Here is a 26,980-nt window from a genome sequence, read left to right on the forward strand (position 1 = left end):
CCTGTTATCCCATTAGGTGTGGTACTTTCGTTAACGCTAAATTGGCTGCTGCGTATGCCCAACCCAAGGCGCCAAAGAACGCAAAGGTGCGAAAGAGTTTGCCACGGCTGTAGTGCAAGGTGACAAATCCGAGCGCAATGTAAGCCAGTACACAAGTCAGCTTTTCGGTCATCCACGCCCCGCTTGGCGTAAATGGCACAAAACCTGTTACAAAAATCAGGCCAATTCCGGTGGTCAATAATACGGTATCGACAACATGGGGTGTCACTTTGACCCATTTTTTGTTGAGCATCTCACTGCCACGCATCACCCAGAAAAAGCGGATCACGAACAGAGAAAGGCTCAAGACAATACTCAATAAATGGGTATGCTTTAGTGCCATGTAGATCATAAAAAGTTCCTGCTTCCAGTCAGTTAGAATTATACGTTCTGAGCGACAGTGACTCTATCTAGCCCAGCGAGATCCTGCTGGGTTGCAATATTGCCCCATCCTTGTCGTTGCCAAAGCGCGCGCACTGCTGCGCCTTGGTCATAGCCATGCTCTACCATTAGCCAACCAGATGCGGCCAAATATGTCCGCGCAGTCGCACCAATGTGGCGAATATCTGCCAGCCCGCTCTCGTCTGCCACCAGCGCACTCGCTGGTTCAAACCGTACGTCGCCTTGCTGCAAATGCGGATCGGCACCGTCGATATAGGGCGGGTTGCTGACAATCAGATCAAAAGGCTGCATGTCGCTGAGCGCATCAAACCAATCACTTTGAATAAAGTGCGCATTGGTGATTTGATTGTCGTGTGCATTCCGGCTGGCTAATAATACCGCCTCAGGCATCACATCGACGCTCACCACGGTGGCATCGGCACGCTCTGATGCAATCGCCAATGCAATCGCCCCCGTGCCTGTGCCTAAATCCAATACCCGACATGGCTTATCCGGTAACACCGCCAGTGCTTGCTCGACTAACAGTTCCGTTTCTGGGCGTGGGATCAAGGTCGCGGGCGACACCGACAGGCGCAGCGTCCAAAAGTCGCGATAGCCAAGAATATACGCCACGGGTTCGCCTTGCAGACGACGCGCAAACAGCTGACGAAACTGGGCAAGCTGAGCAGCGGTCAGTTTACGGTCAGGCCAGGTATACAAATAACTGGTGGGCTGATCGAGCACGTGACAAAGCAGCACCTTCACGTCAATGGCCGCCGAGCCATGCCCGACAGCGCTTAATTCATGGGTACTATCCGCTAACAGTGCGCTAATCGTGGCAGTCATAATTATTGTTGCTCTGACAACGCCGCGAGTTGGTCGGCCTGATGCTCTTGAATCACAGGGTCAACCAAGCTATCCAAATCGCCTTGCATCACTTCATCTAAACGATAGAGGGTTAAGTTAATGCGGTGATCAGACACTCGGCCTTGTGGATAGTTGTAAGTACGGATACGGTCGGAGCGATCGCCTGAGCCTAACAAGTTACGACGTGTTGAGGCTTCTTCGGCAGCGCGCTTTTCTTCTTCCGCTTTAATCAAACGAGCGGCCAGTACTGACATCGCTTTGGCGCGGTTTTTGTGCTGTGAACGTTCGTCCTGACACTCCACCACTGTGCCGGTTGGCAAGTGGGTGATACGAATGGCTGAGTCGGTGGTGTTAACGTGCTGCCCCCCCGCACCCGATGCACGGAAAGTGTCCACTTTCAAGTCAGCAGGGTTAATCTCTGGAATTTCTGCTTCTGGCACTTCAGGCAAGATAGCAACGGTACACGCAGAGGTATGTACGCGGCCTTGCGATTCTGTCGCCGGCACACGCTGGACACGGTGGCCGCCAGATTCAAATTTCAGCACACCATATGCGCCCTCGCCAGCCACGCGCGCGATCACTTCTTTAAAACCGCCGTGCTCACCATCGCTCGCGCTGATGATTTCAATCTTCCAGCCACGTTGCTCGGCATAACGGCTGTACATACGGTATAGGTCGCCTGCAAAAATCGCGGCCTCATCACCGCCTGCGCCGGCACGGATCTCAAGGAAGCAGTTGCGATCATCATTAGGGTCTTTGGGGAGGAGCAAGATTTGCAGCTCGTCGGTCAAGTCGGCAATGCTCTGCTTGGCCTGTTCGACTTCCTCTTGCGCCATTTCGCGCATCTCTGGGTCGTCCTCATTTGCCATTTCTTCTGCGGCTACCAAGTCTTCTTGTGCTTGCTTGAACTGACCGAAACACTTAATCACTTCTTCAAGCTGAGAGTATTCTTTGGACAGCGCACGGAACTTGTTCTGATCGTTAATGATCTCTGGCGTACCCAACAGGTGCTGAACTTCTTCATAACGCTCGGCCAGTGATTCTAGCTTGGCTAAAATTGATGCTTTCATAAATCTCTTCGTTAGTTATCACTGTCCAGCCCAAGACAGGCACGCATCACCGCCAGTTTTTCTGGCTCACCATTTTGTGCTGCTTGCTGCATTGCCTGTGTCGGCGTATGGATCAGTTTATTTGTTAGACGATTGCTCAATTGGCGCAATACGCTTTCGGCATCTGCGCCATTAGCCAACGCCTGAATGCTTTGTTCAAGCTCGGCTTGTTTGATCTGCTCCGATTGAGTGCGGAATTGCTTAATACTATCAACCGCCTCTCGTGAGCGTAGCCAACGCATGAAATCGGCGCTTTCTTCCGTCACGATCGCTTCGGCTTGGATCGCGGCTACTTTACGCTGTTCGCGATTGCGTTCCACGATAGATTGCAAATCATCCACACTATACAGATACGCGTCGGCTAGGTTGCCCACTTCTTCTTCAATGTCTCTTGGCACGGCGATATCGATCAGCAACATTGGCTGGTGACGGCGCTGTTTCAGTGCTTTTTCTACCATGCCTTTACCGATAAGCGGCAAAGGGGCGGCCGTTGAGCTAATCACGATATCTGCTTTCGCCAAGTGCTCTGGGATCGCTTCAAGCCCAATCACCTGCGCATTAAATTGGTCTGCCAAACACTGCGCACGAGATTGAGTCCGATTGGCCACGATAATGTTGCTGCACTTGTGTTCATGCAGGTGCTTGGCCACTAATTCTATCGTCTCACCGGCCCCGACCAGTAAGGTGGTGACGTCGGATAACGACTCAAAGATCTGACGCGCTAAGGTACAAGCCGCAAAAGCAACAGAGACCGCATTGCCGCCGATGTCCGTTTCGGTTCTCACCCGCTTGGCAACGGCGAACACTTTTTGAAACAGCTTTTCCAACGGGCCCGCAATCAGATTGGCTTTTCCGGAACTGGCATAAGCCTGCTTCACTTGGCCTAGAATTTGTGGCTCACCGAGTACCAAAGAGTCCAACCCACACGCTACGCGCATCAGGTGTTTCACCGCTGCTTGTTCTTCGTGATAGTAAATGCTCGCCATCAGGCTATCACTGCTTAGGTGATGGAAGTTGGTCAACCAATCTACCAGCACACCGATCCCCGGCTGACGCATGTCGGCGTACAGCTCAGTGCGGTTACACGTTGAGACGATCACACAGCTTCGTACTTGAGGGTGGTCGGTCAGTTGCTGCAACGCTTGTTCCAGTTGTTGCGGCGAAAAGGCGACTTTCTCCCGCAAGTCAACGGGGGCCGTTTTGTGATTGATTCCGAGAACTAACAGGCTCATGAAGCGTTGTTACCGACAGCACCAGTAAGGATTGGAGCGGAGGATTTTACTTGATGGCCCCCGTGAATTAAAGCGAACATTGATATGCATCATCCTCTTGGCGTGGAAATGTGAAGCCTCGCGAGATTGGTGGCTTCCTCGCCAAACCCGTACCGCATCCACGGATACAGGCACGATAGGCGTCTTCTTTCTCCGCACAGCTTGTGGCAAAGTAAGCGCATCACGGCCCTGATGCCGCTTTATTGACGTCAAAGAAAGGATACTCAGCACATGCTTGCTCCCCTACGCGCCTGCGTCATCGCCGCCTGTATCGCTATTTTGTCGGGCTGTGCCACCGCCCCGCCACCGTCGACTCAATGGCAAGCGCATCAGTCGGCGTTAACGGCCATCGATAGCTACACGGCGAAAGGCAAGGTCGCGTTTATTTCACCCCAAGAGCGGTTTTCAGCGAATTTGTATTGGCATCATCAGCCAGAACAATCCACGCTCCGTCTGACCAATTTTTTAGGGACCACCCTACTCTCGCTTACTATCGAGCCGCAGCTTGCCACCGTGGTGGATGACCAAGGCCAAGTTTATACCGACTCAGACGCGGCTCGCTTGATTGAGCGGCTTAGCGGCATGTCGTTACCGATTGACGCGCTGCCCGCTTGGTTGCTTGGCTTACCACAATCGCGAGATCAATTTGAGCTCGGCGATGATAACCGCCTCGCCCGTTTAAGCAACGCCCAAGGCTGGACCATTGATTACCTCGGTTACGATGGTAGCACGCAGCCGGCGCTGCCTTCGCGTATCACCTTAAAAAGCCCCCAGCAAACCGTAAAGCTGGTTATCTCCAATTGGACGCTTGATGATGAATGACACCACATTTTGGCCCGCTCCCGCCAAACTGAACCTCTTCTTGTATATCAATGGCCGCCGTGAGGACGGCTACCACGAACTCCAAACCTTGTTTCAGTTTTTGGACGTGGGCGATACCCTTGCCATTACGCCTAACCAAACAGGGGCGATCAGCCTCAGCCCTGCCATGGAAGGGGTGAAAGAAGACGATAACTTGATTGTCAAAGCCGCCAAGGCACTGCAAGCCCATACAGGATGTCCCTACGGGGCGCACATTAATATCGACAAACGGCTCCCTATGGGCGGCGGATTAGGGGGCGGGTCATCAGACGCCGCCACCACCTTAGTTGCGCTCAATCATTTATGGCAGACTCAGGTCAGCACTGATGAATTGGCGGCTCTTGGATTGCGTTTGGGCGCTGACGTGCCTATTTTTATTCATGGTCAGGCAGCATTGGCTGAGGGCGTGGGTGAAAAATTTACACCGGTGTTACCGGAAGAAAAAGTTTACTTAGTGGTTAAGCCGGACGTGTCGATTTCAACCGCTGCAATTTTCACTCATCCTCAGTTGCAAAGAAACACGCCAAAGCGCACAGTTTCTGAGCTAATGGGGCAAAAATACGAAAACGATTGCGAAAAGATAGCCCGTAAACAATTCCCCGAGGTTGATAAGGCTGTTTCGTGGCTGCTAGAATACGCGCCGTCTAGGATGACTGGGACAGGCGCGTGCGTGTTTGCCGAGTTTGACACCGCACAAGATGCCCAGGCCACACTCGACATAATGCCTAACTGGCTGACAGGGTTTGTTGCACGTGGGTTGAACCGTTCACCCCTACTTGATGCGCTACAGCAGCAAACTGTGAGTCAGTGACTACTAAATGGATGCAACCCGAGGTTTCCACCGTGCCTGATATGAAGCTGTTCGCTGGTAACGCGACACCCGTTCTCGCCCAACGTATCGCAAACCGTCTTTACATGTCACTGGGTGACGCCACTGTCGGCCGTTTTTCTGACGGCGAAGTGTGTGTTCAGATTAACGAGAACGTGCGCGGTAGTGACGTGTTCGTCCTCCAATCTACCTGTGCACCGACCAATGACAACTTAATGGAATTGGTCGTGATGATAGACGCGTTCCGACGTGCATCGGCAGGTCGTATAACCGCAGTAATCCCTTACTTTGGTTATGCCCGTCAAGACCGCCGCGTACGTTCCTCCCGTGTTCCTATCACCGCAAAAGTTATTGCAGATTTTCTTTCTAACGTTGGCGTTGACCGCGTCCTTACCGTGGATCTCCACGCAGAGCAAATCCAAGGCTTCTTCGACGTGCCTGTCGACAACATCTTTGGCACCCCTGTTTTGCTTGAAGACATGCTAGCGAAGAACTTGGAAGATCCTGTTGTTGTCTCTCCTGACATCGGCGGCGTGGTTCGTGCGCGTGCAACCGCGAAACTGCTCGACGATACCGACATTGCCATCATCGATAAACGTCGTCCACGTGCGAACGTGTCTCAAGTTATGCACTTGATTGGTGACGTTGAAGGCCGTGACTGCATCATCGTTGATGACATGATCGATACCGGTGGCACCCTGTGTAAAGCCGCTGAAGCGCTGAAAAACCGTGGTGCTAAACGTGTATTCGCTTACGCGACTCACCCTGTATTTTCTGGCGACGCGCCGAAAAACATTGCGGAATCTGTCATCGATGAAATCGTGGTGACCGACTCCATTCCGCTAAGCGCAGAAATCCAAGCGACCGGGCGAGTCTCACAACTGACTCTGTCTGGCATGCTAGCGGAAGCGATTCGCCGTATCAGCAACGAAGAATCCATCTCTGCGATGTTTAATTCGTAATAGACGCATCCTTAGTAACAGCGCCCTGCCTCTGTGCAGGGCGTTTTTTTATCTGTCTATTTTCAGTGCTGACTCGACCGCTGAGTCGTAACAATGGTAGGATATGGCGCCTTTTGGGGTGGGCAGAATGCTCACCGGCTATGATGGGTAGATAAACAGCGAGAAACATCGTGAGTAATCAGATCCGCTTATTAGTTGGATTGGCCAATCCGGGGCCAGAATATGCCCAAACACGCCACAACGCGGGCGCTTGGGTCGTGCAAGAACTTGCGCGGATCCACAATGCACCGCTGAAAGAAGAAAAAAAGTTTTTTGGCCTGACCGGCCGCATTACCGTACACGGTCAAGATCTGCGTTTGTTGATCCCAACCACTTACATGAATTTGTCCGGTAAAGCCGTTCAAGCACTGGCTAATTTTTACAATATTCCCGTCGATGCCATCATGGTGGCGCATGACGAGCTAGACTTGCCACCGGGTGTGGCAAAGTTTAAGCAAGGCGGTGGACACGGAGGGCACAATGGCCTGCGTGACATCATCAGTAAATTAGCTAACGATAAATCGTTCTACCGACTCCGGATTGGTATTGGCCATCCGGGTCACAAAGACAAGGTAGCGGGATATGTGCTCACCAAAGCCCCCGCCAACGAGCAAAGCCTGATCGAACAGGCCACGGACGAGGCGGTTCGTAGCCTCGATATCTTGCTCAAAGACGATCTTGCCAAAGCGCAAAACCGTCTGCATACCTTCAAAGCACAGTAATTTTTGATTAAAGGGTTACCATCTCATGGGTTTTAAATGTGGCATCGTGGGCCTACCAAACGTAGGTAAATCCACTCTGTTTAATGCACTGACCAAAGCTGGCATTGACGCAGCTAACTTTCCATTCTGTACCATCGAGCCAAACACTGGCGTGGTGCCTGTGCCTGACTTGCGCTTGGATGCGTTAGCCAAGATTGTTAACCCCCAAAAAGTGCTGCCAACCACCATGGAATTTGTGGATATCGCGGGACTAGTCGCTGGTGCATCACGTGGTGAAGGTTTAGGAAACAAGTTCCTCGCCAACATCCGCGAAACCGATGCAATTGGTCACGTGGTACGTTGTTTTGAAAACGACAACATTGTTCACGTTGCCGGTAAAGTCGACCCTGCGGATGATATCGATGTTATCAACACCGAGCTGGCACTGGCCGACCTTGAAAGCTGTGAGCGCGCCATTCAGCGCAACACCAAAAAAGCCAAGGGTGGCGACAAAGACGCCAAGTTTGAGCTAACAGTGCTTGAAAAACTGCTGCCTGTGCTGGAAGAAGGCAACATGTTGCGTTCTGTCGAGCTAAGCAAAGAAGAAGAAGCGGCAGTACAATACCTCAACTTCTTGACGCTTAAGCCCACTATGTACATTGCCAACGTCAACGATGATGGCTTTGAAAACAACCCTTACCTCGACAAAGTACGTGAGATTGCCGCGCAAGAAGGTGCCACCGTGGTTGCCGTGTGCGCGGAAATTGAAGGCGAAATTGCCGAGTTAGACGCCGAAGAAGCGGCTGCGTTCTTGGAAGAAATGGGGCTGGAAGAGCCAGGCCTTAACCGTGTGATTCGCGCCGGTTATGAACTGCTTACCCTGCAAACCTATTTCACGGCGGGTGTTAAAGAAGTGCGTGCTTGGACCGTGCCAATTGGCGCCACTGCTCCGCAAGCGGCAGGTAAAATCCACACTGACTTCGAAAAAGGCTTTATCCGTGCTGAAGTGGTCGGTTATGAAGACTATATTGCGAACAATGGCGAAAGCGGCGCGAAAGAAGCCGGTAAATGGCGCCTAGAAGGCAAAGACTACATCGTAAAAGATGGCGATGTGATCCATTTCCGCTTTAACGTATAAGCACGTAATGCCTCTTGGGTGAGTTGTCGAGACCCCACCCTTATCAGAAAAAACCAGCCTCCGGGCTGGTTTTTTCTTCCTACCGTTCAACGCGATCCGCCACCTCCTCGATAGGCTTTGCCGCTAAATTGTCCAAAATGGCGATTATTGCAGCCAATGAATGCAAAATCGCAAAAAAAACAATAACCAGACCTTGACGACTTTCGCCCAGATCCGCATAATTCGCAGCGTCTTAAGGCACTACGCCTGACAGAGTGGCTACGTAGCTCAGTTGGTTAGAGCACATCACTCATAATGATGGGGTCACAGGTTCGAATCCCGTCGTAGCCACCATTATTTTATAATTCGGTCTGCGTTTTCGTCACCGGGTTATCCACCTTTTGCGGAGGTGGCGGAATTGGTAGACGCGCTAGCTTCAGGTGCTAGTGTCCGAAAGGACGTGAGGGTTCAAGTCCCTCTCTCCGCACCAAGTTAGGCAACGCTACTGGGGTATCGCCAAGCGGTAAGGCAACGGGTTTTGATCCCGTCATTCCCAGGTTCGAATCCTGGTACCCCAGCCATATTAAAAAGCCCACATCATGTGGGCTTTTTTGCGTTTAGGGACATCAAAAACGTTCCGCGCTATTTTCCAGCTTGTCGATGTTCACTCCGATCCAACTCATCCTAACAACGTTTCTCCCTTTCAATTTGCGATCAGAGTGACAAGCCTTCCACAACTACGGCTAACTCATCGCACTGCAGAACGTTTTCTTTCCCTCTGAGTCACGGGGTTGAATCGAAGCACTCGACCCGTACGATACCTACAAGGTGACTTACATGTGTACCAACCGGCGTACCTTTGCGGTAGAAACCGAGCATCAAGAAAGTGGTATCTACTGCGATATGCTCGAGGATCGCTTTGAAGCGGTGACTAGTTTGGTCACGCAGTTATGATGGTTGCGTAAGTGACATAATCCGCATAACTTACGTAAGTTATGCGGGTTATTGAATGATAAAGAACGAAAGTTAACCCTAGTTTGCTAGCTTACTATCGAAACTGTCAGATTCTATTTTTTAATCTTCGTACAAGAGTTTCACTTGTAGAGGATTGAAGGGCTTATTAAAAGGCTCTTTTTTAGATAACATTTTAATGTTAAGGAAATCTAAGTCGCTTAAGGTTTCCCTTTGCTTCTCGTGCATAAACACTTTTTTCAGTGAAAGCCACTCATCTAGCCTTTTCGAATCACCTGTTTCTGCTGCATAATAAAGAAGATCTTTCGTATAATTAGCTTCTTCCAATGAAGCGCATCTATCCATGGCCATTTGGCTTAACATGAGTAGTGCGGTGCCTCGCTGTTCATTAGATAATTTACTAAACCATTCCGAATCGATGTCCTCTTTTTCAATAGGACTACGGCTTTTTAGACAAGACTCAACTTTACTGTTTAAAACATCATAGGACTCTAGCATTTCACCACGAAGATGATCTGACCAAGTATTTGCACTAATGGAAGGTGACAGCCCTAGAAACAAAGCAAGTAAGGCTATTTTTTTATAGCGAGTTATAAACACAGATCCAAAACTCCCTCTCTTTTCCCATGGATATGTCTGCAGTTGATGCGGCGATTTGTTCGAGTTTAGCTCGACGAATAGCACTAACCCCTACGACAGCTTCAGAGAACAATTTCCAATTATACCCTACCAAATTATATGATATGGCACCCATGTTCGCACTAAGATAAGTATCTCTACCAGCAAATATACTAAAAGAGGGTGCAGCCATTAGTACGTTTTCCAGTAGCGATGACATATCTACTACTTTATTCATTTGATTGACTGCATCAGTTGTTTTTGAAGTAGGTTCAAAACCCTCAATGCTACAGTAATCACCTTTTACAGGGGATACGCTCATATCTTTATCCGGTTAAAAAAAAATAACTCTTAAAAATAACACTTTTGTTTGGTTTTTAAACAGATAACATTGGAACAAATATCACGAATTTCGCCATTGTTTGTATTTACTGAACAGTCACCACTTGCAACCTATTCTATTAATTTACAAATAAAACAAACGCTTACTGTATTTTAAAAAACAAGGTATCCAGTAGTAAATCCAACCACCATTACGATGATAGCGGTAAGCGCCATATTGTTAATGACCCACTCGTCCATTATCTATCCCTCATGTTTTTGTGCATCTGCATAAGACTATACCAGAGAAATGCCGTTCTTTTTGTCTCACATTGCCTCGCCACCCTGTACGTAATCAGTGCTTGTCAGACACATCAGTCGGTAATCGTTTCGTGCGTACGAAAAAATATAGGCGCTTGGGGTGAGTGCAGGATTCGTAATGTGCTGGCATTTGGTACCAAAATTTATGTGAGCCAACATGACGCCTCCGTCAATCACAGATAGTCTCACACTTATCCACTGAAACTGTTATACCACTATCGATATTACGCGTCTGTCAACGAACGAACAAAGGTAGTTAGGCCGTCCTTGGTGAGGAGGTGCAGGCCAAAATCCAGATCGAAATAGTAGACGTACCCTTGGTTCTCTTCACCAACGCCAAGACAAAATACAGCGTTTCCGTAGCTGGCCATAAACGGAAGGATCGCTTCGTTATCGAGATATGGGGCAAAGTTCAGGTATACCTCTTCTAACTCATCTTCGGCAAACACTTCTTCAATTGATAATGTGTCGTCGGGAATGGCTTGGTTGACGGCATCATAATCAGCAAGGTCGACAACCTTATCTAAAAGCTCGTCTTCTTGCTCCCAAATAGGTGCCAGCATGCTTTTGGTTGTGGTGATGATTTTCATCTATGTTTCATCATCTGCATTCTTAAGAAAAGAGTACTCAGTGTACATAACTAACACTCAGTGCTATGTCCGCTAGAGGTTCACTTATCGTATATCTCCATCTCTCAATAAGATAATTCAATAGCGACTGGCTTTGAACCCACTACACCACGATTCCCAGCTTGGCGAGTTCTGCGCGGCATTGCTGTGCATCGATAAAGGGGATACCCGCCATGCCTAGCGCTTTGGCACCTTCTACGTTCGCAACCCTGTCATCCAAAAACACACAAGAGGCTGGATCGAGGTGGTAGTCATCCAACAAGCGTTGATAAATGGCAGGCTCGGGTTTTAGGTACCCTACTTCGGCTGACACGATGGCACCATCAAACAGCGACCAAAACGCATAGCGCTGTTTTAAGAACGCAACAATTTCGCGCACATTATCGGTTAACGCATAAACACCGTATCCGGCCTGTTTGGCCGAGTGAAGTAACTCGACACTACCGTAAAGGCAAATTTGAGTCTGTTTAATATAATAAAACAGTGCCTCAAGCTGCGCAGGGCTTAGCGACGTTTCTTTGGCAAAACGTTGCTTGGCTTGCGCTTCGGTGAGCGTGCCACGGTTCAGCGCTTGCCAAGTGTCACTGGGGAAGATTTGATTGGCATACGCGTGGGCATCCACCGCGTCCCCTAAGGTTAGACGGATGATTTCTTCCGGTGACCAACGCACCATCACATTGCCAATATCAAAAATAATCGTCTGGTAGTTCACCATATCGCGTCCTTGTTCTTGTCACGAAGACTAGAGCCCTAACGCATACTTCAATACATGTTTTTTCACTGGGCCACTGTGTTCGGCCAGTTTGAACACCGCATTACGCGCCAGTTTTAAAGGCGTAATTCGATTGCTAAACGCGGCATAAAACACATCCATGCTGGTTTGCATCATCATGTTATCGGTGCGGCGTGCTTTCTCATAAGCTGCTAATGTTGCATTATCCTGCCAGTGTTCGCCTGCATCGGCACAGGCATCCAGCAGGGCCGTTACATCTTTAAAGCCTAGGTTCACCCCTTGCCCTGCGAGTGGGTTAATGGTGTGGGCAGCATCACCAATCACCACAACGCCATGACGATGGTACTGCTGCGCATGGCGTCGCGTCAGCGGGAATGCGCCCCAGTTGACAGGCGTTACCTCTCCAACTTCGGCGGGGAAATTCGCCACAATCTCTGCTTTTAACTGCGCCGCATCTAACTGACACAATTGCTGAATACGTTGAGGGCTGTCGTACCACACCAAGGAGGCTTGCTGGCCGCATAGCGGCAAGAAGGAGCGCGGTCCTGAAGGGAAGAATTGTTGCCACGTGATATCTTGCTGCGGCGACGCGGTTTCGACATTGATCAGCATGCAATGTTGGCGATAGTCCCAACTGGTGATGCCAATCTTGGCGTAGTCTCGCACTTTGGAATTTGCGCCATCCGCACCAATCAACCACGGCGCTGTCAGTGTGTCGCCGTTGTCTAACTCAACATAGTGTTGCTGCCCTTTTTGATGCATTGATGTAATCGACGCGGGCGAGAAAACGTGCAAGTTGTCATAGCGTGAGAATTGCTGCCAGAGTCCGAGTTGAATCAAACGGTTTTCGACCATATATCCCAGTTGGGGTAAGTCGAGTTGTTCTGCGCTAAAGCAGACACGGCTGTCTTCCGCTTCCCACGTTTCAAGGCGGCGATATGGACACACACGCATGGCTTCAATGTCCGTCCATGCCCCTAAATCGGACAGTAGCGCCACCGACGCATGAGAGATAGCCGAAACACGAAGATCCATTGGCTGTGAGGACGAAAATGACTGGGGAACTTGGCGCTCAATCAATGCAACCTGACGCCCCTGACGCGCTAATCCCAACGCAGTGGCTGCACCCACCATGCCACCGCCAACAATAATGATTTCAAATGGGTTCATGACTATCTCTTTTTACCAGCAATGAGGGCATTCTACTGAAGGTTAACGAGAATTCGACCTAAATCAGATCAAATTGCGTCAATGTTCTTGGCAGTAACCACCATAAATGCGAGTCAGGTTGTGTCCTTTGTCAATGCCTTACCAAGATTGAAGGTTCTGAGGATCATTTCATCGGCCCTGTGATCTGGTCAGCGTTATTGGAAAGCAGTACAATACGCGGCTTGCCAAGCTGATTGACTGGTTAAAAACCACACAGCTTGAGGGGTAATGTCGACCATAAGATTAAAAACGAGCGTAAAGTTACATGGCTAAGAAACTGCTGATTAAAACCTGGGGTTGCCAAATGAATGAGTATGACTCATCCAAAATGGCAGATCTGCTCAATGCTTCCGGTGGTTACGAGCTGACCGAGCAACCAGAAGAAGCAGATGTTCTCCTCCTAAACACCTGCTCTATCCGTGAAAAAGCGCAAGAGAAGGTTTTCCACCAACTCGGGCGTTGGAAAACACTGAAAGACAAAAATCCAGATTTGGTGATCGGGGTTGGTGGCTGTGTAGCAACACAAGAAGGCGACCACATCCGTGAGCGCGCACCTTATGTGGATGTAATTTTTGGCCCGCAAACGCTGCACCGCCTTCCTGAGATGATCAAACAATCACGCTCAGATCATGCGCCCGTGATGGACATTACCTTCCCGGAAATCGAGAAATTCGATCGTCTTCCCGAGCCGCGTGCAGAAGGACCGACCGCTTTCGTTTCGATTATGGAAGGCTGCTCGAAATACTGTACCTTCTGCGTGGTGCCTTATACGCGCGGTGAAGAAGTGAGCCGTCCGCTCGACGATGTCCTGTTTGAGATTGCCCAACTGGCCGAGCAAGGTGTCCGTGAAGTGAACCTGCTGGGGCAAAACGTGAATGCCTATCGTGGTGAAATGCACGACGGTGAGATTTGTACCTTTGCCGAACTGCTGCGTTATGTGGCCGCGATCGATGGTATTGACCGTATTCGCTACACCACCAGCCATCCGGTTGAGTTTACTGACGATATCATCGAGGTGTATCGTGATACCCCAGAAGTGGTGAGTTTCCTCCACTTGCCGGTGCAAAGCGGTTCGGACCGTATTCTGACTATGATGAAGCGTCCGCACACCGCTATCGAATACAAGTCGAAAATTCGTAAGCTGCGTCAAGCGCGTCCTGATATTACCATCAGCTCTGACTTTATCGTCGGCTTCCCGGGTGAAACGGACCAAGACTTTGAAGCGACCATGAAGCTGATCACGGATATCGACTTCGATATGAGCTTTAGTTTTGTGTATTCACCACGCCCTGGGACGCCAGCCGCCGATATGCCTGACGACACCCCAGAGCAAGTGAAAAAAGAACGTCTGTACCGCCTACAGCAACAAATTAACAGCCAAGCGATGCGTTACTCACGCCTGATGCTCAACACGGAGCAACGTATTCTAGTTGAAGGCCCATCTCGTAAGAATCTGATGGAGCTACGCGGCCGTACCGAAAACAACCGTGTCGTTAACTTTGAAGGCTCTGTCGATTTGATTGGCCAATTTGTTGACGTCAAAATTACTGAAGTGATGCCAAACTCGCTCCGCGGTGAGCTGGTTCGTACTGAAAAAGATATGGACCTGCGTGTCGCCGTCTCGCCAACCGAAATCATGGCGAAAACACGTAATGAAAACGAGCTTGGCGTTGGTGTATATACTCCTTAAGGAGTTCATCGATTCAAAGGCGCCGGGAAGCCGGCGCCTAAAGCGAGGATAACCTTGTCTAAAATTATCACTCTTGATCTTACTTTAGAGCCAGCCGATAACACCCGACTTGCCAATCTTTGTGGCCCGTTTGACGACAATATCAAACAATTAGAACGCCGCTTGGGTGTGGAAATTAATCACAGACACAATGCGTTTTCGATTGTTGGCAAGCCACATACCGCTAATGCCGCGGTAGATATTCTCAAGCATTTGTATGTTGATACTGCCCCAGTGCGTGGCAGCTACCCAGACATTGAGCCGGAAGCCATTCACTTGGCAATCAAAGAATCGGGCGTACTCGAGCAAACCACCGAATCAAGCATCCCATACGGTAAAGAGATTAATATCAAAACCAAAAAAGGGGTGATCAAACCGCGTACGCCAAACCAAGCGCAATATATTGCTAACATGGTTAGCCATGACATTACCTTTGGTATTGGCCCGGCGGGAACCGGTAAAACCTACTTGGCGGTCGCAGCGGCGGTTGATGCACTTGAGCGCCAAGAAATTCGCCGTATTTTGCTGACACGTCCTGCCGTAGAGGCCGGTGAAAAACTGGGCTTTTTGCCCGGCGATCTCAGCCAAAAAGTCGACCCTTACCTGCGCCCTTTGTACGATGCCTTGTTTGAAATGCTTGGCTTTGAGCGCGTTGAAAAGCTGATTGACCGTAACGTGATTGAGGTCGCGCCGCTGGCCTATATGCGTGGCCGTACCCTCAATGACGCTTTTATTATTCTCGACGAAAGCCAAAACACGACGGTGGAACAAATGAAAATGTTCCTGACTCGGATTGGCTTTAATTCGCGCGCTGTGATCACCGGAGATGTGACACAAGTGGATTTGCCACGCAACGCGAAATCAGGCTTACGTCATGCCATTGAAGTGCTCTCTGATGTCAAAGAAATCAGCTTCCACTTCTTTCAAGCTGACGACGTGGTTCGCCACCCCGTGGTGACGCGTATTGTTCAAGCCTATGATAAATGGGAAGCGGAAGATGCGCGTGCACGCAAAGAAGCCGAAGCGCGTCGTCGTGAGGCACGCGAAGCACAAATGAATACTGAACACAGCCAATCGCAGGAACAATCATGAGTTATTACGTGGATGTTCAGTTGGCGTGTGATAATACTGACGGGTTGCCCAGTGATGATCAGCTCCAAGCTTGGTTTGAACACGCCGTACGCAACGCGCGTGAACAAGCGGAAGTCACGATTCGTCTGGTTGACGAAGGTGAGAGCCAGAGCTTGAATCGCGATTATCGTGGCAAAGATAAACCCACAAATGTGTTATCGTTTCCGTTCGATGCCCCTCCCGGTATCGACATTGATTTGCTCGGCGATCTGATCATTTGCCGCCAAGTGGTTGAGCGTGAAGCTGAACAACAAGGCAAGCGACTGATGGATCACTGGGCACACATGGTCGTGCATGGCAGTTTACACCTGCTTGGTTACGACCATATTGAGGATGATGAAGCCGAGCAAATGGAAGCCTTAGAGCGTGACATTTTAGCTACCATGGGGGTGCCAGATCCCTATGCGAACGACTTCATTGAGCGTTAACTAACTGAATGAATTTGAATGAACGACGATAATTCGCAAAACGCAGACGGTCCGAGTAGGAAGACCTTCTTCGAGCGGCTAGGACAGTTTTTCCAAGCTGATCCTAAAGACAGACAGGAACTGGTGGATGTGTTCCGCGATTCAGAGCAAAACGCCCTGATCGACCATGACACAAGAGACATGCTGGAAGGTGTCATGCAAATCTCCGACATGCGTGTTCGAGATATCATGATCCCCCGCTCGCAGATGGTAACCGTTGAACGATCGCAGTCTTTGGAAGCGATCATTAATATCATCATTGATGCCCAACACTCGCGTTATCCTGTGATCAGCGATGACAAAGACCATGTTGAAGGCATCTTACTTGCGAAAGATCTGCTGCGCTATTTGCGCCCAGATGCCGAAAACTTCGATATCGAGAAGGTGTTACGCCCTGCCGTGGTGGTACCTGAGAGTAAACGCGTTGACCGCTTACTCAAAGAGTTCCAAGAAGAACGCTACCACATGGCGATCGTGATCGATGAATTTGGCGGTGTATCGGGCGTGGTCACCATTGAGGATATCTTGGAAGAAATCGTTGGCGAAATCGAAGATGAGTACGACGAGGACGACGAACAAGAAATCCGTCAGCTAAGCCGCCATACCTTTGCGGTAAAAGCACTGACCACGTTAGAAGACTTTAATACACACTTCGGCAGTCAGTTCCAAGACGATGTGGTAGACACCATTGGCGGCTTGGTTATGACCAGCTTTGGCCATCTGCCCGATCGCGGCGAGGAAGTGGATATCGAACATTTCCACTTTAAGGTGACCTCGGCAGACAGCCGTCGTATCATTCAGCTACAAGTCACCATTCCTGACAGTAGCGAACCTCAAAGTGAAAGCGATTAATCACATTGTGCGTCAAATTGGGCAGCCCCTCGCGGCTGCCCTGCTTGGTGCCAGTGCCACCCTTGCCTTTGCCCCCTTCTCTTACTGGCTGCTAATGCCGGTATCGCTTTGGGGTCTATTCCTGTTGCTCCAATCCGCCTCTCCCAAAAAGGCCAGTTTGCTCGGCTTTTGCTGGGGGCTCGGTCAATTTGCCACCGGCGTCAGCTGGGTGTATGTCAGTATTGACCATTTTGGAGGTATGCCCGCCATAGCAGGCTTGTCCTTAATGGCGCTGCTGGTAATGTATCTTTCGTTGTATCCCGCGTTATTCGCCGGTGTGTTAGCGCGCTGCTCGGTACGCCATGCCGCGATTAAATGGCTGATTCTTGCGCCTAGCCTATGGCTCGTGGCCGACGGGTTACGAGGCTGGGTCTTCACCGGTTTCCCGTGGCTGTGGCCCGGCTACAGCCAAATTGATAGCCCTTTAGCTGGCCTGGCGCCAGTGCTCGGTGTGCAAGGCATCACTTGGCTGCTGGTGCTAATGGCAGGGTTGGCGACTTTAATCACGCCCAAATGGGGCGCTTGGCAAGGACGCAAGCAGTTAGCTGGTCTCGCGGCGATCGCTGGCCTATCCGCGTGTGCCTACGGACTTAACACCATCCAATGGGTTGAAGCGCATCCTGAGAAACAACAAACGGTTTCACTGATCCAAGGCAATATTCCCCAAGCGTTAAAGTGGCGTCCCGATCAACGCTGGCCAACCTTAATGAAGTACCTAGATCTCACCCGCCAACATTGGGATAGCGATGTGGTGATCTGGCCAGAAGCGGCCATTCCGGCGTTGGAGCGTGACTTACCTCGCTTTTTTGAGCAATTAGATACCGCCGCGAAAAATAACCACACCACGGTCATTACCGGGGTGTTAGACCAAAATGCGGCAGGGCAATATTTTAATAATGTGATTGCGGTTGGCGCCGATACGCCTAGCTATCAGTATCCCGCGCCGAAGCAATACAGCAAGCATCATTTGCTCCCGTTTGGTGAATTCGTTCCCTTTGAGTCGTTACTGCGTCCGCTTGCGCCTTTATTTAATTTGCCCATGTCTTCGTTCTCACCGGGCGAGGCCATACAGCCTGCATTGCCGGCCAATGGCTTGGCCTACATTACGGCGCTTTGCTACGAAATTGCGTTTCCAGCGCAAATTCGCGCCAACTTGACGCCGGACAGTAACGCGATTATCACTTTATCGAATGATGCATGGTTTGGCCGCTCAATTGGCCCATTGCAGCATTTAGAAATTGCGCGGATGCGCGCGCGTGAGTTTGGCTTGCCGGTCATTCGTGCCACCAATAATGGTGTGACTGCGATTATGGATGCACGCGGCAATATTCAGCAATCCCTCCCGCAGTTTGAAACCGGTGTGCTTACCACCACTGTCACCAGCACTGTGGGTATCACCCCCTATCGTCAATGGGGTAATACCCCGCTTTGGATTTGGGTGATGATAAGTGGGCTTATTGGCTGGCGATATCGCGGCCAGCCTTGTCATCGCACCCCACGGAAAATTTCCACACGCGCCTGACATTTGTCCGCCTAAACTGACGTAACGTGTGATGTGAAAGACTCACTTTGATGACGAAGAGGGATAAAAACATGTTACGTCGTTCTTATGTATGGTTGAGCATGGCGTTAGTGGCACTGACCGCCCTAGTGGGCTGTGCTACCCATTCTCAGCAGGATCAGATTAGCCAAGCAAACTTGGCACGCGATCAGTTTTATCAATATCCGCAAACCCAACCCTTTTTTGATAACGCCTATGGCTATGCCGTGTTTCCTTCAGTCGGTAAAGGCGGCTTTTGGGTGGGCGGCGCATACGGTAAGGGCGTGGTATACCGCCAAGGTCAGCCGGTCAGTGCAGCTGAGTTAAAGCAAGTGTCGGTCGGTCTTACTTTTGGCGGACAAGCCTTCAGCGAAATCGTCTTTTTTGAAGATCAAGCCGCGTATGACCGCTTTATGAAAGGACAAGTAGAGCTGGGCGCACAAGCCTCCGCGACTGCCTTAACCGAAGGCGCCTCTGCGCAAGCCGGCACCGCAGGCACCTCGGCGTCAGCCAGCAACCGTCAATCAAAAGCCTATTACGTTAATGGTCTGACTGTCTTTACACATGCTAAGGGTGGCCTGATGGTCGAAGCGGCACTTGCAGGTCAGCAATTTAGCCCGGCCAACTGGTAGTCGCAGCGATGAACCATCTATCTTAAACGGGAAAGCCAAACGAAAAAGGCCAGCGTCATACGCTGGCCTTTCTATTCGTGTCGTGTATCGTCGGCATACGGTTACGAGGCCTGCCAAACAAACCACAGTGTCGTGTCATCCTCAGCCAAAACATCTCCTTCGAGTGTCTGCTCATTGTTGAGTCGAACGCCCTCCTCCGAGCTATCTAATGCTGAGCCGGCTGGCTGCTGTGGTGACGTTTCCATCTTCTCACTACCTGCATAATCGAGCCGTTCTTGCGGAGTCATAAGACGGATTTCGCGATTCGCGGTCAGCTCGTTAATCAGTGCTTGTTGTGACGCGGCTAAACGTACCGTAAATCGCAATGCATCTCCCTCGAGCTCCGCAAGGTGTGCGCTTTGTAGCGCATTTAATCCCGCTAATGTGCGCTCTAGCTGGACATAATCATCACCACCTTGTACGCCTGCAATCGCCAACGTCACCGCTTGACTGTCATCATTTTGATCGAACACCACGGCAGTACGGGTCGCATAATAATCGGCAACCGCATTGATCATGGCCGCACTGTCACCTTGCCCGCGCTGTTGATCGGCTTGCAAGTCGCTCGCATCGGGGAAGAATTGCCAACGTATGCCCTGCGGGATCAGTTTGGCAATCACAATGCCGTCCGCTTGATAGCGCTGACTTGCGTCGCTAACCGGACCAATAAAGCCTCCCCAAAGATCACTGGCAGAAATAGCCATCAGATCATCAAAATCACCCACCGGCACCAATACGGGCAAACCACGCTTGGCAGCACTGTCTCGCAAGGCGTCAACCAAAGCCACATCGCTTTGTTCCCACACAATCTCGCGTTCAGCACTACGATCGTCCACCAGCCATACTAAAACGGACGGACGCGGCGTACCCCATAAAGGCAACCCCGCATCACGCAGCAGCGCTTGCACTTGCTGGCTATCAAAGCCCACTTCAAGGGTCCGTACCGATTCATTGTTCTCCGTACGCGCCGTTTCACCATATCCTAACTGGGTGATCAAACCATCCACATCATTAAGACGATTCTGCACACTGGGATTATCGGCAATGTCACGTTGTCCCGAGACTTTGACCAACACATCCAGCAAGCCTTGTTGCTTAGCGGCTTGTTGCGATGTTTGAGCGCCGTTATCTAACGGTACGCTTGCATGGTACAAATTACTGGCAAAGGCACTGGGTAGCCACAGCATAGCCATCATGGCCATTACAAATCGGATCATAGTTTTTCCACATTGATTGATGGGATGTTGGGATCATAAGCGCTCTTGTCCTCTCTCAGCAATGCTCTTACCTAAAAAAGACCAGATTCCTAACCGCTGGCTCACATAGTCCTCTCAGCGCGCTGGGTCTCGCCATCATAGTGCAATCCGTTACATTGGTTTTTTGCTACCGATCTCACATTGATAAATATGACAAGCATCACATCTTGGCTTTGTGCTAACATCTCGCGATTTTTTTTGGAGGTGAGACTATGATGCAAGTTTTACAAGGCGCACAGATGCTATTTGTTGCATTTGGCGCATTGGTATTGGTGCCATTATTAACCGGGCTTGACCCCAATGTGGCCCTCTTTGGTGCCGGTATTGGAACCCTGATTTTTCAACTTATCACCCGTCGCTCCGTCCCCATTTTCCTCGCCTCTTCTTTCGCCTTTATCGCTCCCATTCTTTACGGTGTTAACAACTTTGGTATTCCCGCTACCATGGGCGGTCTAATGGCGGCTGGGGTGGTTTATCTGATTATGGGCGGCATTATCCGTGTCAAAGGCGTCGACATTATTCACAAGTTGTTGCCACCTGTGGTGGTGGGTCCTGTCATTATGGTGATTGGTCTGGGGCTTGCGCCAACCGCGGTCAATATGGCGTTGGGGAAAAGCGGCGATGGCGGCACGCAAATTATCGCCGGTGATGTTGCGATTTGGATTTCGTTGCTATCGCTGCTGACCACCATAGTGATCAGTGTGTTTGCTAAAGGCTTCTTTAAGTTGGTGCCGATCTTGGCGGGTATCGTGGTGGGATATATCGCCAGCCTCATCATGGGTGTGGTCGATTTCAGCGCTGTGACTCAAGCAAGCTGGTTCGCCATGCCCGCCTTTACACTACCGGAATTTAATATCAACGCTATCTTATTTATGATTCCCGTGGCGATCGCTCCCGCTGTTGAGCATGTGGGCGATATGCTGGCGATTTCGAATGTCACCCGCAAAGACTACCTGAAAAAACCCGGTCTTCACCGCACCATGGCAGGTGACGGTGCCGCGACCATTGCCGCGTCTTTGTTCGGTGCACCACCTAACACCACGTACAGCGAAGTCACCGGTGCCGTGATGCTCACCAAAGCATTTAACCCAGTGATTATGACCTATGCTGCATTAACGGCGATTGTGTTGGCCTTTGTCGGCAAGCTGGGCGCGGTGTTACTGACCATTCCTTTGCCTGTCATGGGCGGGATCATGATCTTGTTATTCGGCTCTATCGCGACGGTGGGATTAAATACCCTGATCCGCAATCAAGTCGATCTACATGACTCTCGAAACCTCGCGATTGTCGGTGTGACCTTGGTCTTTGGTATTGGCGGCATGGCCTTTGGCATCGGCGATTTCAGCTTACAAGGCATTAGCCTGTGTGGTCTGGTCGCGATTGTGCTTAACCTTGTGTTGCCACGTAAAATGGGCGAAAACCTTATTGTTGACAGTGCGCAGATGGAAGAAGGCTCGCACTAATCCCCGATCGAAAAAGGGCGCCTAGCGCCCTTTTGGATTTTCCCACCTAAGGTGGTTGGGTTGATTAACCTTGCGCCGCACGCGCTTCAACAAGCTTAATCGCTTGCTCAATACGCGCGACCACACGGTCTTTACCAATCAGGTGCATGACCGCATCCACAGAAGGCGACTGACCACCACCAGTGACCGCAACACGCAATGGCATACCCACTTTGCCCATACCCACATCCAAATCGGTACAGGTATCGGCGATCACCGCTTTTAAGGCTTCCACGCTCCAGTCTTGCAGCGCTTCAATTTTGCCTTTCGCCACTTGTAATGGCTCTAGTGCCACCGGACGCAGGTGCTTTTTCGCCGCCGCTGGATCGATCTCATCAAAGTCTTGATAGAAGTAACGGCTTTGCTCCGCCAGCTCTACCAAGGTATGACAACGCTCGCCGACCAGCTGGATCACGTCGGTGATGACCGGGCCTTGGCTAATGTCGATGCCAGCTTGATCGAGGTGCCACTGCAGGTGCTGCGCGACCTCTTGCGGATCGGCGTGCTTAATGTAGTGGTTGTTCAACCACAGCAGCTTTTCAGTGTTAAACGCTGAGGCTGACTTGCTGATCGCTTCAAGGCTAAACAGTTCAATCATCTCATCGAGCGAGAAAATTTCTTGGTCACCATGTGACCAGCCCAAGCGCACCAAATAGTTCAGCAACGCATGAGGCAAGAAGCCCTGATCGCGATATTGCATAACGCTAACCGCACCGTGGCGCTTAGACAGTTTCGCACCGTCGTCACCAAGGATCATCGAGCAATGCGCAAACTCAGGAACCGGTGCGCCCAGCGCTTTGTAGATATTGATCTGACGTGGGGTGTTGTTGATGTGGTCTTCACCACGCACAACTTGGGTGATCCCCATATCCCAGTCATCCACAACCACACAGAAGTTGTAGGTTGGGCTGCCGTCGGTACGGCGGATAATCAGATCATCCAGTTCACTGTTCGCAATTTCAATACGGCCGCGGATCTTGTCGTCAAAGACAACCTTACCCTCTTTCGGGTTGCGGAAACGGATCACATGCGGGTCATCCGCCTTGGCGTTTTGATTCGCTTCAATCACTTTTGGATGATCAGCGTCGTAGCGTGGCTTAAGACCGTCTGCTTTTTGTTGCTCACGGATCTCATCGAGCAGCTCTTTCGGGGCATAGCATTTATAGGCTTTGTCTTCCGCCAAAAGTTGGTCAACAAGCTGGTTATATCGGTCAAAACGCTTGGTTTGATAATATGGACCTTCATCCCACGTTAAACCCAACCATTCCATCCCTTCTAAGATGGCGTCGATGGCCTCTTGGGTTGAACGCTCAAGATCAGTATCTTCAATACGCAATACAAATTGACCGCCTTGGCTGCGTGCTGCTAGCCAAGAATAGAGTGCTGTACGCGCACCGCCCACGTGCAAAAAGCCGGTTGGGCTGGGGGCAAAGCGGGTTTTGATAGTCATTAGGATCCCTATCCCAGTGGTGAGAATGATGAGTGACAGTTAGTTTACCAGTACAGGTAAATTCCACAATCGAGGCCACGGGATTCCCCCGAAGCCTCACGGTATTTATTGGTTGATCAATGCCAGCATGCCGTCTTCATCTAACACGGTCACACCTAAATCTTGCGCTTTGGTCAGTTTCGAGCCAGCGGCTTCACCGGCAATCAAGATATCTGTTTTCGCCGAGACGCTTCCGGTCACTTTAGCCCCTAACGCTTGCAGCGCGGCTTTTGCATCCGTGCGCGACATTTGCGACAAGGTACCAGTCAACACGATGGTTTTTCCCGCCAAAGGCTGTGCTTGCGCATCCGTTTGTTGGGCCACTTCCGGCCAGTGGATCCCAGTTTCCAACAATGCATCCAACACATCTTGGTTGTGGGGCTCGGCAAAGAAGCGAACAATATGGCCCGCCACAATCGTCCCAACATCAGGGACCGCAATCAAGGCTTCTTCATCCGCGGCGCGCAGCGCGTCGAGGGTTTTAAAATGTGTGGCCAAATTTTGTGCCGTGGCTTCGCCAACCTCACGGATCCCCAACGCATAAATAAATCGAGGCAAGGTGGTCGCTTTGGCTTTTTCTAGCGCATCAATCAGATTTTGTGCTGATTTTGGCCCCATTCTATCCAAGGCGGTGACACGGCCCGCCGTGAGGCGAAACAGATCAGCGGGGGTATGAATCAGCTCTTTTTCAATCAGCTGCTCAACGATTTTATCACCGAGGCCATCAATATCCATCGCCTTACGCGAGGAGAAATGCTTGATGGCTTCTTTACGTTGCGCAAGGCAAATTAACCCGCCAGTACAACGCGCCACGGCCTCACCCTCAACACGAGTGACCGCAGAATCACAGACAGGACAGGCTGTTGGAAAAACAATCGGCTGCGCATGTTCAGGACGGCGGCTTTCTACCACACCGACCACTTGTGGGATCACATCCCCTGCGCGACGGATCACCACGGTATCTCCGATATGAACCCCTAAACGCTCAATTTCATCGCCATTGTGTAGGGTCGCATTGCTGACCGTCACGCCCCCGACAAAAACAGGCGCCAGTTTTGCGACCGGTGTGATGGCTCCCGTCCGTCCCACTTGGAACTCAACATCGTTGAGGGTGGTAATTTCTTCTTGAGCCGGGAATTTATAAGCAATCGCCCAGCGGGGAGCGCGCGCAACAAAGCCTAAGGTTTGCTGGCTTTCAATGCTGTCGACTTTTATCACCACCCCGTCAATTTCATAGGGCAATGCATCACGTCGGGCTAAGATGTCTTGGTAGTAGCGTTTGACGCCAGCTAAATCCGTCACCTGTTTGACTTCAGGGCTAAGCGCTAGCCCCCACTGTTTAAGCTTTTGCAGGCGTTGGAACTGCCCCTCGCCAAACGGTGTCGACATAATGCCAACGGCATAGGCGTAAAAACTAAGCGGACGGCTGGCGGCAACTTTAGGGTCCAGTTGACGCAGACTACCAGCGGCAGCATTGCGCGGGTTGGCAAAGGTTTTATCCCCTCGCTTGAGGGCCGCTTCATTCAGTGCTTCAAAGCCCGCTTTAGGCATAAAGACTTCACCGCGCACCTCAAGGCGCGTCGGCCAATCTCCCGCCTGCAACGTCAACGGGACGTTACGAATCGTTTTCACATTGTGGGTGATGTTTTCACCTGTGGTGCCATCGCCTCGGGTCGCAGCTTGGACCAAGACACCATTTTCGTAAATCAAGCTAACCGCTAAGCCATCAAGTTTTGGCTCACAGGTATAGGTGACCGGCTCGCCATCACCGAGTCTGTCTTTAACGCGGCGTTCAAAGTCAGCCAGATCGTCATCACTGAAGGCATTGCCCAAAGATAACATCGCCAACTCGTGGGTCACTGTCTCAAATGCGCTAAGCGGTGCGCCCCCCACACGCTGACTCGGCGAATCAGCCGTCACCCATTCAGGATGCTCAGCTTCAATGGCCAGCAACGTTTGCATTAAACGATCGTACTCCGCGTCCGGCAGCTCAGGGCTGTCTTCGACATAGTAACGATAGGCATGGTAGTTAAGCTGATGCTTCAACGCATCCAGTTGTTCTTTGCTGTAAGCCATGATTGATCTGTTGTGACTGATTGAGTGACAGGCAAGTATATACGTATTAACGGCGAAGATGGAGATGTGTGCGAGCAGGTGGTTGGCCGATGAACAATCACCGACCAACTTCGACCTATGCAGAGAAGGCTTTAACCCGCTCTCGGTACTCGTCAAGGCGAGACGGCGTCATCATGGCGCGAGCATCGTCAAGCACCAGCCCGCCAAGCTCATCAGCAATCTGCTGCGCGGTTTGTAGCATCAGTTTGAAGTTTTGTTCAGGCTCACCATAACAAGGCAGAGTCATAAAGAAGCTAATTCCCGGCGTTTCAAAGCCATCAATATGACCGATATCAAAGGTGCCTGGTTTTACCATGTTCGCGACACTAAACAGCACTTTGCCTGTGCCTGACGGATCCGAATGACGGTGATAAATCCCCATATCACCAAAGCGCAAACCATGCTGCTCAAGACTGTTGGTTAACTCAAGACCGTTGAAAATGGCATTGTTGTTGGCATGAACATGCAAAACAAGCACTTCAGTTTCATCTTCCGTCTCAGCGGCATCATTTTGCTCAGCGTCATGCTCGGCAGTGTCTGGTTGCGGCGTGTCATCACTGACCGGCGCAGTATCCTCACCGTCTTCTGCTTGATGGGCGGTAAAGGGCGCGGCGGATTGCTCGCTAGCAGCAGGCTCAGGGGTATCGTCAGCTGCCGACATGGATGGAAAAGCAGGCTCTACAGGGTCTGTCTTCGCCGATTCGTCGGCGAATAAGGGGTCGACATCGGGTTTATCACCAAAACTAACCGCTGGCTCTTTGCGGCTGGGTTTCGGATTGTCGCCAGAGGCGCTTTTGACGACTCGGACTGCGCCTATCCCGTCTTGATCAAACCCTTGGTCGTCTTTGCTGTCATCCAATTTTCCCAGCGGCTTTTCACCAAACTTGGTGCTCTTTTCTTTCTTATTGGTCCAGAGGCCATGCAACAGCAAAGCTGCAATTGCTAATGCTCCCAAAACAATCAGTACAAGGCGCAATTCCTGCATCGTCGATTCTCAAATCTGTGTTTGTTCAGCGTATTGATTAGCTTATGGCATAGCGTGCGCAGATACGCAAACGCTTTGTCGATCATAAGCGGGCCACATTGACTAACGCAATGCGTAATCGGTCAACTTAGTTAACTGTATCAAAAGTTGGGGAGAATTTAACGAATACAGCGACAGAAATGCGTAAAGTTTCCACGCATTTGACCGTTGTCAGCACCTCGGTTG

General features: G+C 50.7%; 25 protein-coding genes and 3 tRNA genes. 15 read left to right on the plus strand and 13 right to left on the minus strand.

All coding sequences use genetic code 11. The annotated features are described in order from the left end of the window. Window positions 1–4 precede the first annotated feature (4 nt). From BGK46_RS04495 to hemA, 4 genes are read right to left on the minus strand one after another with little or no spacing between them, the layout of a single operon-like run. A complete protein-coding gene (locus BGK46_RS04495) occupies window positions 5–388 on the minus strand; it encodes a SirB2 family protein (RefSeq protein WP_069587478.1) in 384 nt (127 codons plus the stop codon). Window positions 389–420: 32 nt separating this feature from the next. Further along, window positions 421–1,266 carry a peptide chain release factor N(5)-glutamine methyltransferase gene (prmC, locus tag BGK46_RS04500; RefSeq protein WP_069587374.1) on the minus strand — a complete coding sequence of 282 codons (846 nt, stop codon included), beginning with the start codon at window positions 1,264–1,266 and terminating at the stop codon, window positions 421–423. 2 nt (window positions 1,267–1,268) lie between these two features. Then, window positions 1,269–2,357 carry a peptide chain release factor 1 gene (gene prfA, locus BGK46_RS04505; protein WP_069587375.1) on the minus strand — a complete coding sequence of 363 codons (1,089 nt, stop codon included), beginning with the start codon at window positions 2,355–2,357 and terminating at the stop codon, window positions 1,269–1,271. 11 nt (window positions 2,358–2,368) lie between these two features. Next, entirely contained in the window at window positions 2,369–3,628 is a 1,260-nt protein-coding gene (hemA, locus tag BGK46_RS04510; RefSeq protein WP_069587376.1) for a glutamyl-tRNA reductase, read from the minus strand. A gap of 270 nt (window positions 3,629–3,898) precedes the next feature. Here hemA and lolB point away from each other — a divergent pair, with 270 nt between their 5' ends. The 8 genes from lolB to BGK46_RS04550 all read left to right on the plus strand — a co-directional run bounded on the left by lolB (window position 3,899) and on the right by BGK46_RS04550 (window position 8,757). Then, window positions 3,899–4,489 (plus strand): lipoprotein insertase outer membrane protein LolB, encoded by a 591-nt coding sequence (lolB, locus tag BGK46_RS04515; protein WP_069587377.1) that lies wholly within the window; start codon window positions 3,899–3,901, stop codon window positions 4,487–4,489. Then, window positions 4,479–5,339, plus strand: a complete 861-nt coding sequence (gene ispE / locus BGK46_RS04520; protein ID WP_069587378.1) for a 4-(cytidine 5'-diphospho)-2-C-methyl-D-erythritol kinase — start codon at window positions 4,479–4,481, stop codon at window positions 5,337–5,339. Before lolB ends, ispE begins: the two co-directional genes overlap by 11 nt. A gap of 32 nt (window positions 5,340–5,371) precedes the next feature. After that, window positions 5,372–6,319, plus strand: coding sequence for a ribose-phosphate pyrophosphokinase (locus tag BGK46_RS04525; RefSeq protein WP_131825056.1), 948 nt, complete (start codon window positions 5,372–5,374; stop codon window positions 6,317–6,319). Between the two features lie 170 nt (window positions 6,320–6,489). Continuing rightward, window positions 6,490–7,080 (plus strand): aminoacyl-tRNA hydrolase, encoded by a 591-nt coding sequence (pth, locus tag BGK46_RS04530; protein WP_069587379.1) that lies wholly within the window; start codon window positions 6,490–6,492, stop codon window positions 7,078–7,080. 25 nt (window positions 7,081–7,105) lie between these two features. Further along, on the plus strand, window positions 7,106–8,197 hold the full coding sequence (gene ychF, locus BGK46_RS04535) for a redox-regulated ATPase YchF (RefSeq protein WP_069587380.1): 1,092 nt from the start codon (window positions 7,106–7,108) through the stop codon (window positions 8,195–8,197). 256 nt (window positions 8,198–8,453) lie between these two features. Further along, window positions 8,454–8,530 (plus strand) — tRNA-Met (locus BGK46_RS04540). A 49-nt stretch (window positions 8,531–8,579) separates the two neighbouring features. Continuing rightward, window positions 8,580–8,666: transfer RNA gene (locus BGK46_RS04545), tRNA-Leu, on the plus strand. A 16-nt stretch (window positions 8,667–8,682) separates the two neighbouring features. Continuing rightward, window positions 8,683–8,757 (plus strand) — tRNA-Gln (locus tag BGK46_RS04550). Between the two features lie 493 nt (window positions 8,758–9,250). Here BGK46_RS04550 and BGK46_RS04555 read toward each other — a convergent pair. From BGK46_RS04555 to BGK46_RS04575, 5 genes are all read right to left on the minus strand, one after another. Next, the gene (locus tag BGK46_RS04555) at window positions 9,251–9,748 is read right to left on the minus strand and encodes a hypothetical protein (RefSeq protein WP_069587381.1); all 498 of its coding nucleotides are present in this window, start codon (window positions 9,746–9,748) and stop codon (window positions 9,251–9,253) included. Continuing rightward, window positions 9,729–10,088 carry a hypothetical protein gene (locus tag BGK46_RS04560; protein ID WP_069587382.1) on the minus strand — a complete coding sequence of 120 codons (360 nt, stop codon included), beginning with the start codon at window positions 10,086–10,088 and terminating at the stop codon, window positions 9,729–9,731. The genes BGK46_RS04555 and BGK46_RS04560 overlap by 20 nt, the downstream gene beginning before the upstream one ends. A 544-nt stretch (window positions 10,089–10,632) precedes the next feature. Beyond that, window positions 10,633–10,998: a hypothetical protein gene (locus tag BGK46_RS04565; RefSeq protein ID WP_069587383.1), complete on the minus strand. Its 366-nt coding sequence runs from the start codon at window positions 10,996–10,998 to the stop codon at window positions 10,633–10,635. A gap of 142 nt (window positions 10,999–11,140) precedes the next feature. Further along, window positions 11,141–11,752, minus strand: a complete 612-nt coding sequence (locus tag BGK46_RS04570) for an HAD family hydrolase (protein ID WP_069587384.1) — start codon at window positions 11,750–11,752, stop codon at window positions 11,141–11,143. Window positions 11,753–11,779: 27 nt separating this feature from the next. After that, a complete protein-coding gene (locus BGK46_RS04575) occupies window positions 11,780–12,940 on the minus strand; it encodes a 2-octaprenyl-3-methyl-6-methoxy-1,4-benzoquinol hydroxylase (protein WP_069587385.1) in 1,161 nt (386 codons plus the stop codon). A 304-nt stretch (window positions 12,941–13,244) separates the two neighbouring features. On the opposite strand from BGK46_RS04575, the gene miaB reads away from it, so the two are divergent. The 6 genes from miaB (at window position 13,245) to BGK46_RS04605 (ending at window position 19,369) form a co-directional block, all read left to right on the plus strand. Then, window positions 13,245–14,669, plus strand: a complete 1,425-nt coding sequence (miaB, locus tag BGK46_RS04580) for a tRNA (N6-isopentenyl adenosine(37)-C2)-methylthiotransferase MiaB (RefSeq protein ID WP_069587386.1) — start codon at window positions 13,245–13,247, stop codon at window positions 14,667–14,669. A 54-nt stretch (window positions 14,670–14,723) separates the two neighbouring features. After that, on the plus strand, window positions 14,724–15,800 hold the full coding sequence (locus BGK46_RS04585; protein ID WP_069587387.1) for a PhoH family protein: 1,077 nt from the start codon (window positions 14,724–14,726) through the stop codon (window positions 15,798–15,800). After that, window positions 15,797–16,267, plus strand: a complete 471-nt coding sequence (gene ybeY / locus BGK46_RS04590) for an rRNA maturation RNase YbeY (protein ID WP_069587388.1) — start codon at window positions 15,797–15,799, stop codon at window positions 16,265–16,267. The genes BGK46_RS04585 and ybeY overlap by 4 nt, the downstream gene beginning before the upstream one ends. 18 nt (window positions 16,268–16,285) lie before the next feature. Beyond that, entirely contained in the window at window positions 16,286–17,158 is an 873-nt protein-coding gene (gene corC, locus BGK46_RS04595) for a CNNM family magnesium/cobalt transport protein CorC (RefSeq protein WP_069587389.1), read from the plus strand. After that, window positions 17,154–18,719: an apolipoprotein N-acyltransferase gene (gene lnt, locus BGK46_RS04600; protein ID WP_084781274.1), complete on the plus strand. Its 1,566-nt coding sequence runs from the start codon at window positions 17,154–17,156 to the stop codon at window positions 18,717–18,719. The genes corC and lnt overlap by 5 nt, the downstream gene beginning before the upstream one ends. Before the next feature lie 71 nt (window positions 18,720–18,790). Further along, window positions 18,791–19,369, plus strand: a complete 579-nt coding sequence (locus tag BGK46_RS04605; RefSeq protein ID WP_069587391.1) for a YSC84-related protein — start codon at window positions 18,791–18,793, stop codon at window positions 19,367–19,369. 101 nt (window positions 19,370–19,470) lie between these two features. Here the strand turns inward: BGK46_RS04605 and BGK46_RS04610 are convergent, their stop codons facing one another. Beyond that, window positions 19,471–20,625: a DUF2066 domain-containing protein gene (locus tag BGK46_RS04610; protein WP_069587392.1), complete on the minus strand. Its 1,155-nt coding sequence runs from the start codon at window positions 20,623–20,625 to the stop codon at window positions 19,471–19,473. Between the two features lie 251 nt (window positions 20,626–20,876). Between BGK46_RS04610 and BGK46_RS04615 the strand changes: the two genes are divergently transcribed. Next, window positions 20,877–22,127, plus strand: a complete 1,251-nt coding sequence (locus tag BGK46_RS04615) for a uracil-xanthine permease family protein (RefSeq protein ID WP_069587393.1) — start codon at window positions 20,877–20,879, stop codon at window positions 22,125–22,127. A 64-nt stretch (window positions 22,128–22,191) separates the two neighbouring features. Here the strand turns inward: BGK46_RS04615 and gltX are convergent, their stop codons facing one another. The 3 genes from gltX to zipA all read right to left on the minus strand — a co-directional run bounded on the left by gltX (window position 22,192) and on the right by zipA (window position 26,755). Beyond that, window positions 22,192–23,616, minus strand: a complete 1,425-nt coding sequence (gltX, locus tag BGK46_RS04620; protein WP_069587394.1) for a glutamate--tRNA ligase — start codon at window positions 23,614–23,616, stop codon at window positions 22,192–22,194. Between the two features lie 105 nt (window positions 23,617–23,721). Beyond that, on the minus strand, window positions 23,722–25,731 hold the full coding sequence (ligA, locus tag BGK46_RS04625; RefSeq protein ID WP_069587395.1) for an NAD-dependent DNA ligase LigA: 2,010 nt from the start codon (window positions 25,729–25,731) through the stop codon (window positions 23,722–23,724). 115 nt (window positions 25,732–25,846) lie between these two features. Further along, entirely contained in the window at window positions 25,847–26,755 is a 909-nt protein-coding gene (gene zipA, locus BGK46_RS04630) for a cell division protein ZipA (protein ID WP_069587396.1), read from the minus strand. Window positions 26,756–26,980: the final 225 nt, after the last annotated feature.

Source organism: Salinivibrio sp. SS2 (genome assembly GCF_001722075.1).
GTDB lineage: Bacteria > Pseudomonadota > Gammaproteobacteria > Enterobacterales > Vibrionaceae > Salinivibrio > Salinivibrio proteolyticus.

Coding starts and splice junctions, on each gene's coding strand:
- zipA (WP_069587396.1), bottom strand. CDS start 26,755: ATGCAGGAATTGCGCCTTGTACTGATTGTTTTGGGAGCATTAGCAATT.
- hemA (WP_069587376.1), bottom strand. CDS start 3,628: ATGAGCCTGTTAGTTCTCGGAATCAATCACAAAACGGCCCCCGTTGAC.
- ligA (WP_069587395.1), bottom strand. CDS start 25,731: ATGGCTTACAGCAAAGAACAACTGGATGCGTTGAAGCATCAGCTTAAC.
- BGK46_RS04575 (WP_069587385.1), bottom strand. CDS start 12,940: ATGAACCCATTTGAAATCATTATTGTTGGCGGTGGCATGGTGGGTGCA.
- ispE (WP_069587378.1), top strand. CDS start 4,479: ATGATGAATGACACCACATTTTGGCCCGCTCCCGCCAAACTGAACCTC.
- BGK46_RS04615 (WP_069587393.1), top strand. CDS start 20,877: ATGATGCAAGTTTTACAAGGCGCACAGATGCTATTTGTTGCATTTGGC.
- prmC (WP_069587374.1), bottom strand. CDS start 1,266: ATGACTGCCACGATTAGCGCACTGTTAGCGGATAGTACCCATGAATTA.
- prfA (WP_069587375.1), bottom strand. CDS start 2,357: ATGAAAGCATCAATTTTAGCCAAGCTAGAATCACTGGCCGAGCGTTAT.
- BGK46_RS04570 (WP_069587384.1), bottom strand. CDS start 11,752: ATGGTGAACTACCAGACGATTATTTTTGATATTGGCAATGTGATGGTG.
- gltX (WP_069587394.1), bottom strand. CDS start 23,616: ATGACTATCAAAACCCGCTTTGCCCCCAGCCCAACCGGCTTTTTGCAC.
- ychF (WP_069587380.1), top strand. CDS start 7,106: ATGGGTTTTAAATGTGGCATCGTGGGCCTACCAAACGTAGGTAAATCC.
- BGK46_RS04605 (WP_069587391.1), top strand. CDS start 18,791: ATGTTACGTCGTTCTTATGTATGGTTGAGCATGGCGTTAGTGGCACTG.
- lolB (WP_069587377.1), top strand. CDS start 3,899: ATGCTTGCTCCCCTACGCGCCTGCGTCATCGCCGCCTGTATCGCTATT.
- BGK46_RS04610 (WP_069587392.1), bottom strand. CDS start 20,625: ATGATCCGATTTGTAATGGCCATGATGGCTATGCTGTGGCTACCCAGT.
- miaB (WP_069587386.1), top strand. CDS start 13,245: ATGGCTAAGAAACTGCTGATTAAAACCTGGGGTTGCCAAATGAATGAG.
- BGK46_RS04565 (WP_069587383.1), bottom strand. CDS start 10,998: ATGAAAATCATCACCACAACCAAAAGCATGCTGGCACCTATTTGGGAG.
- corC (WP_069587389.1), top strand. CDS start 16,286: ATGAACGACGATAATTCGCAAAACGCAGACGGTCCGAGTAGGAAGACC.
- ybeY (WP_069587388.1), top strand. CDS start 15,797: ATGAGTTATTACGTGGATGTTCAGTTGGCGTGTGATAATACTGACGGG.
- BGK46_RS04560 (WP_069587382.1), bottom strand. CDS start 10,088: ATGAGCGTATCCCCTGTAAAAGGTGATTACTGTAGCATTGAGGGTTTT.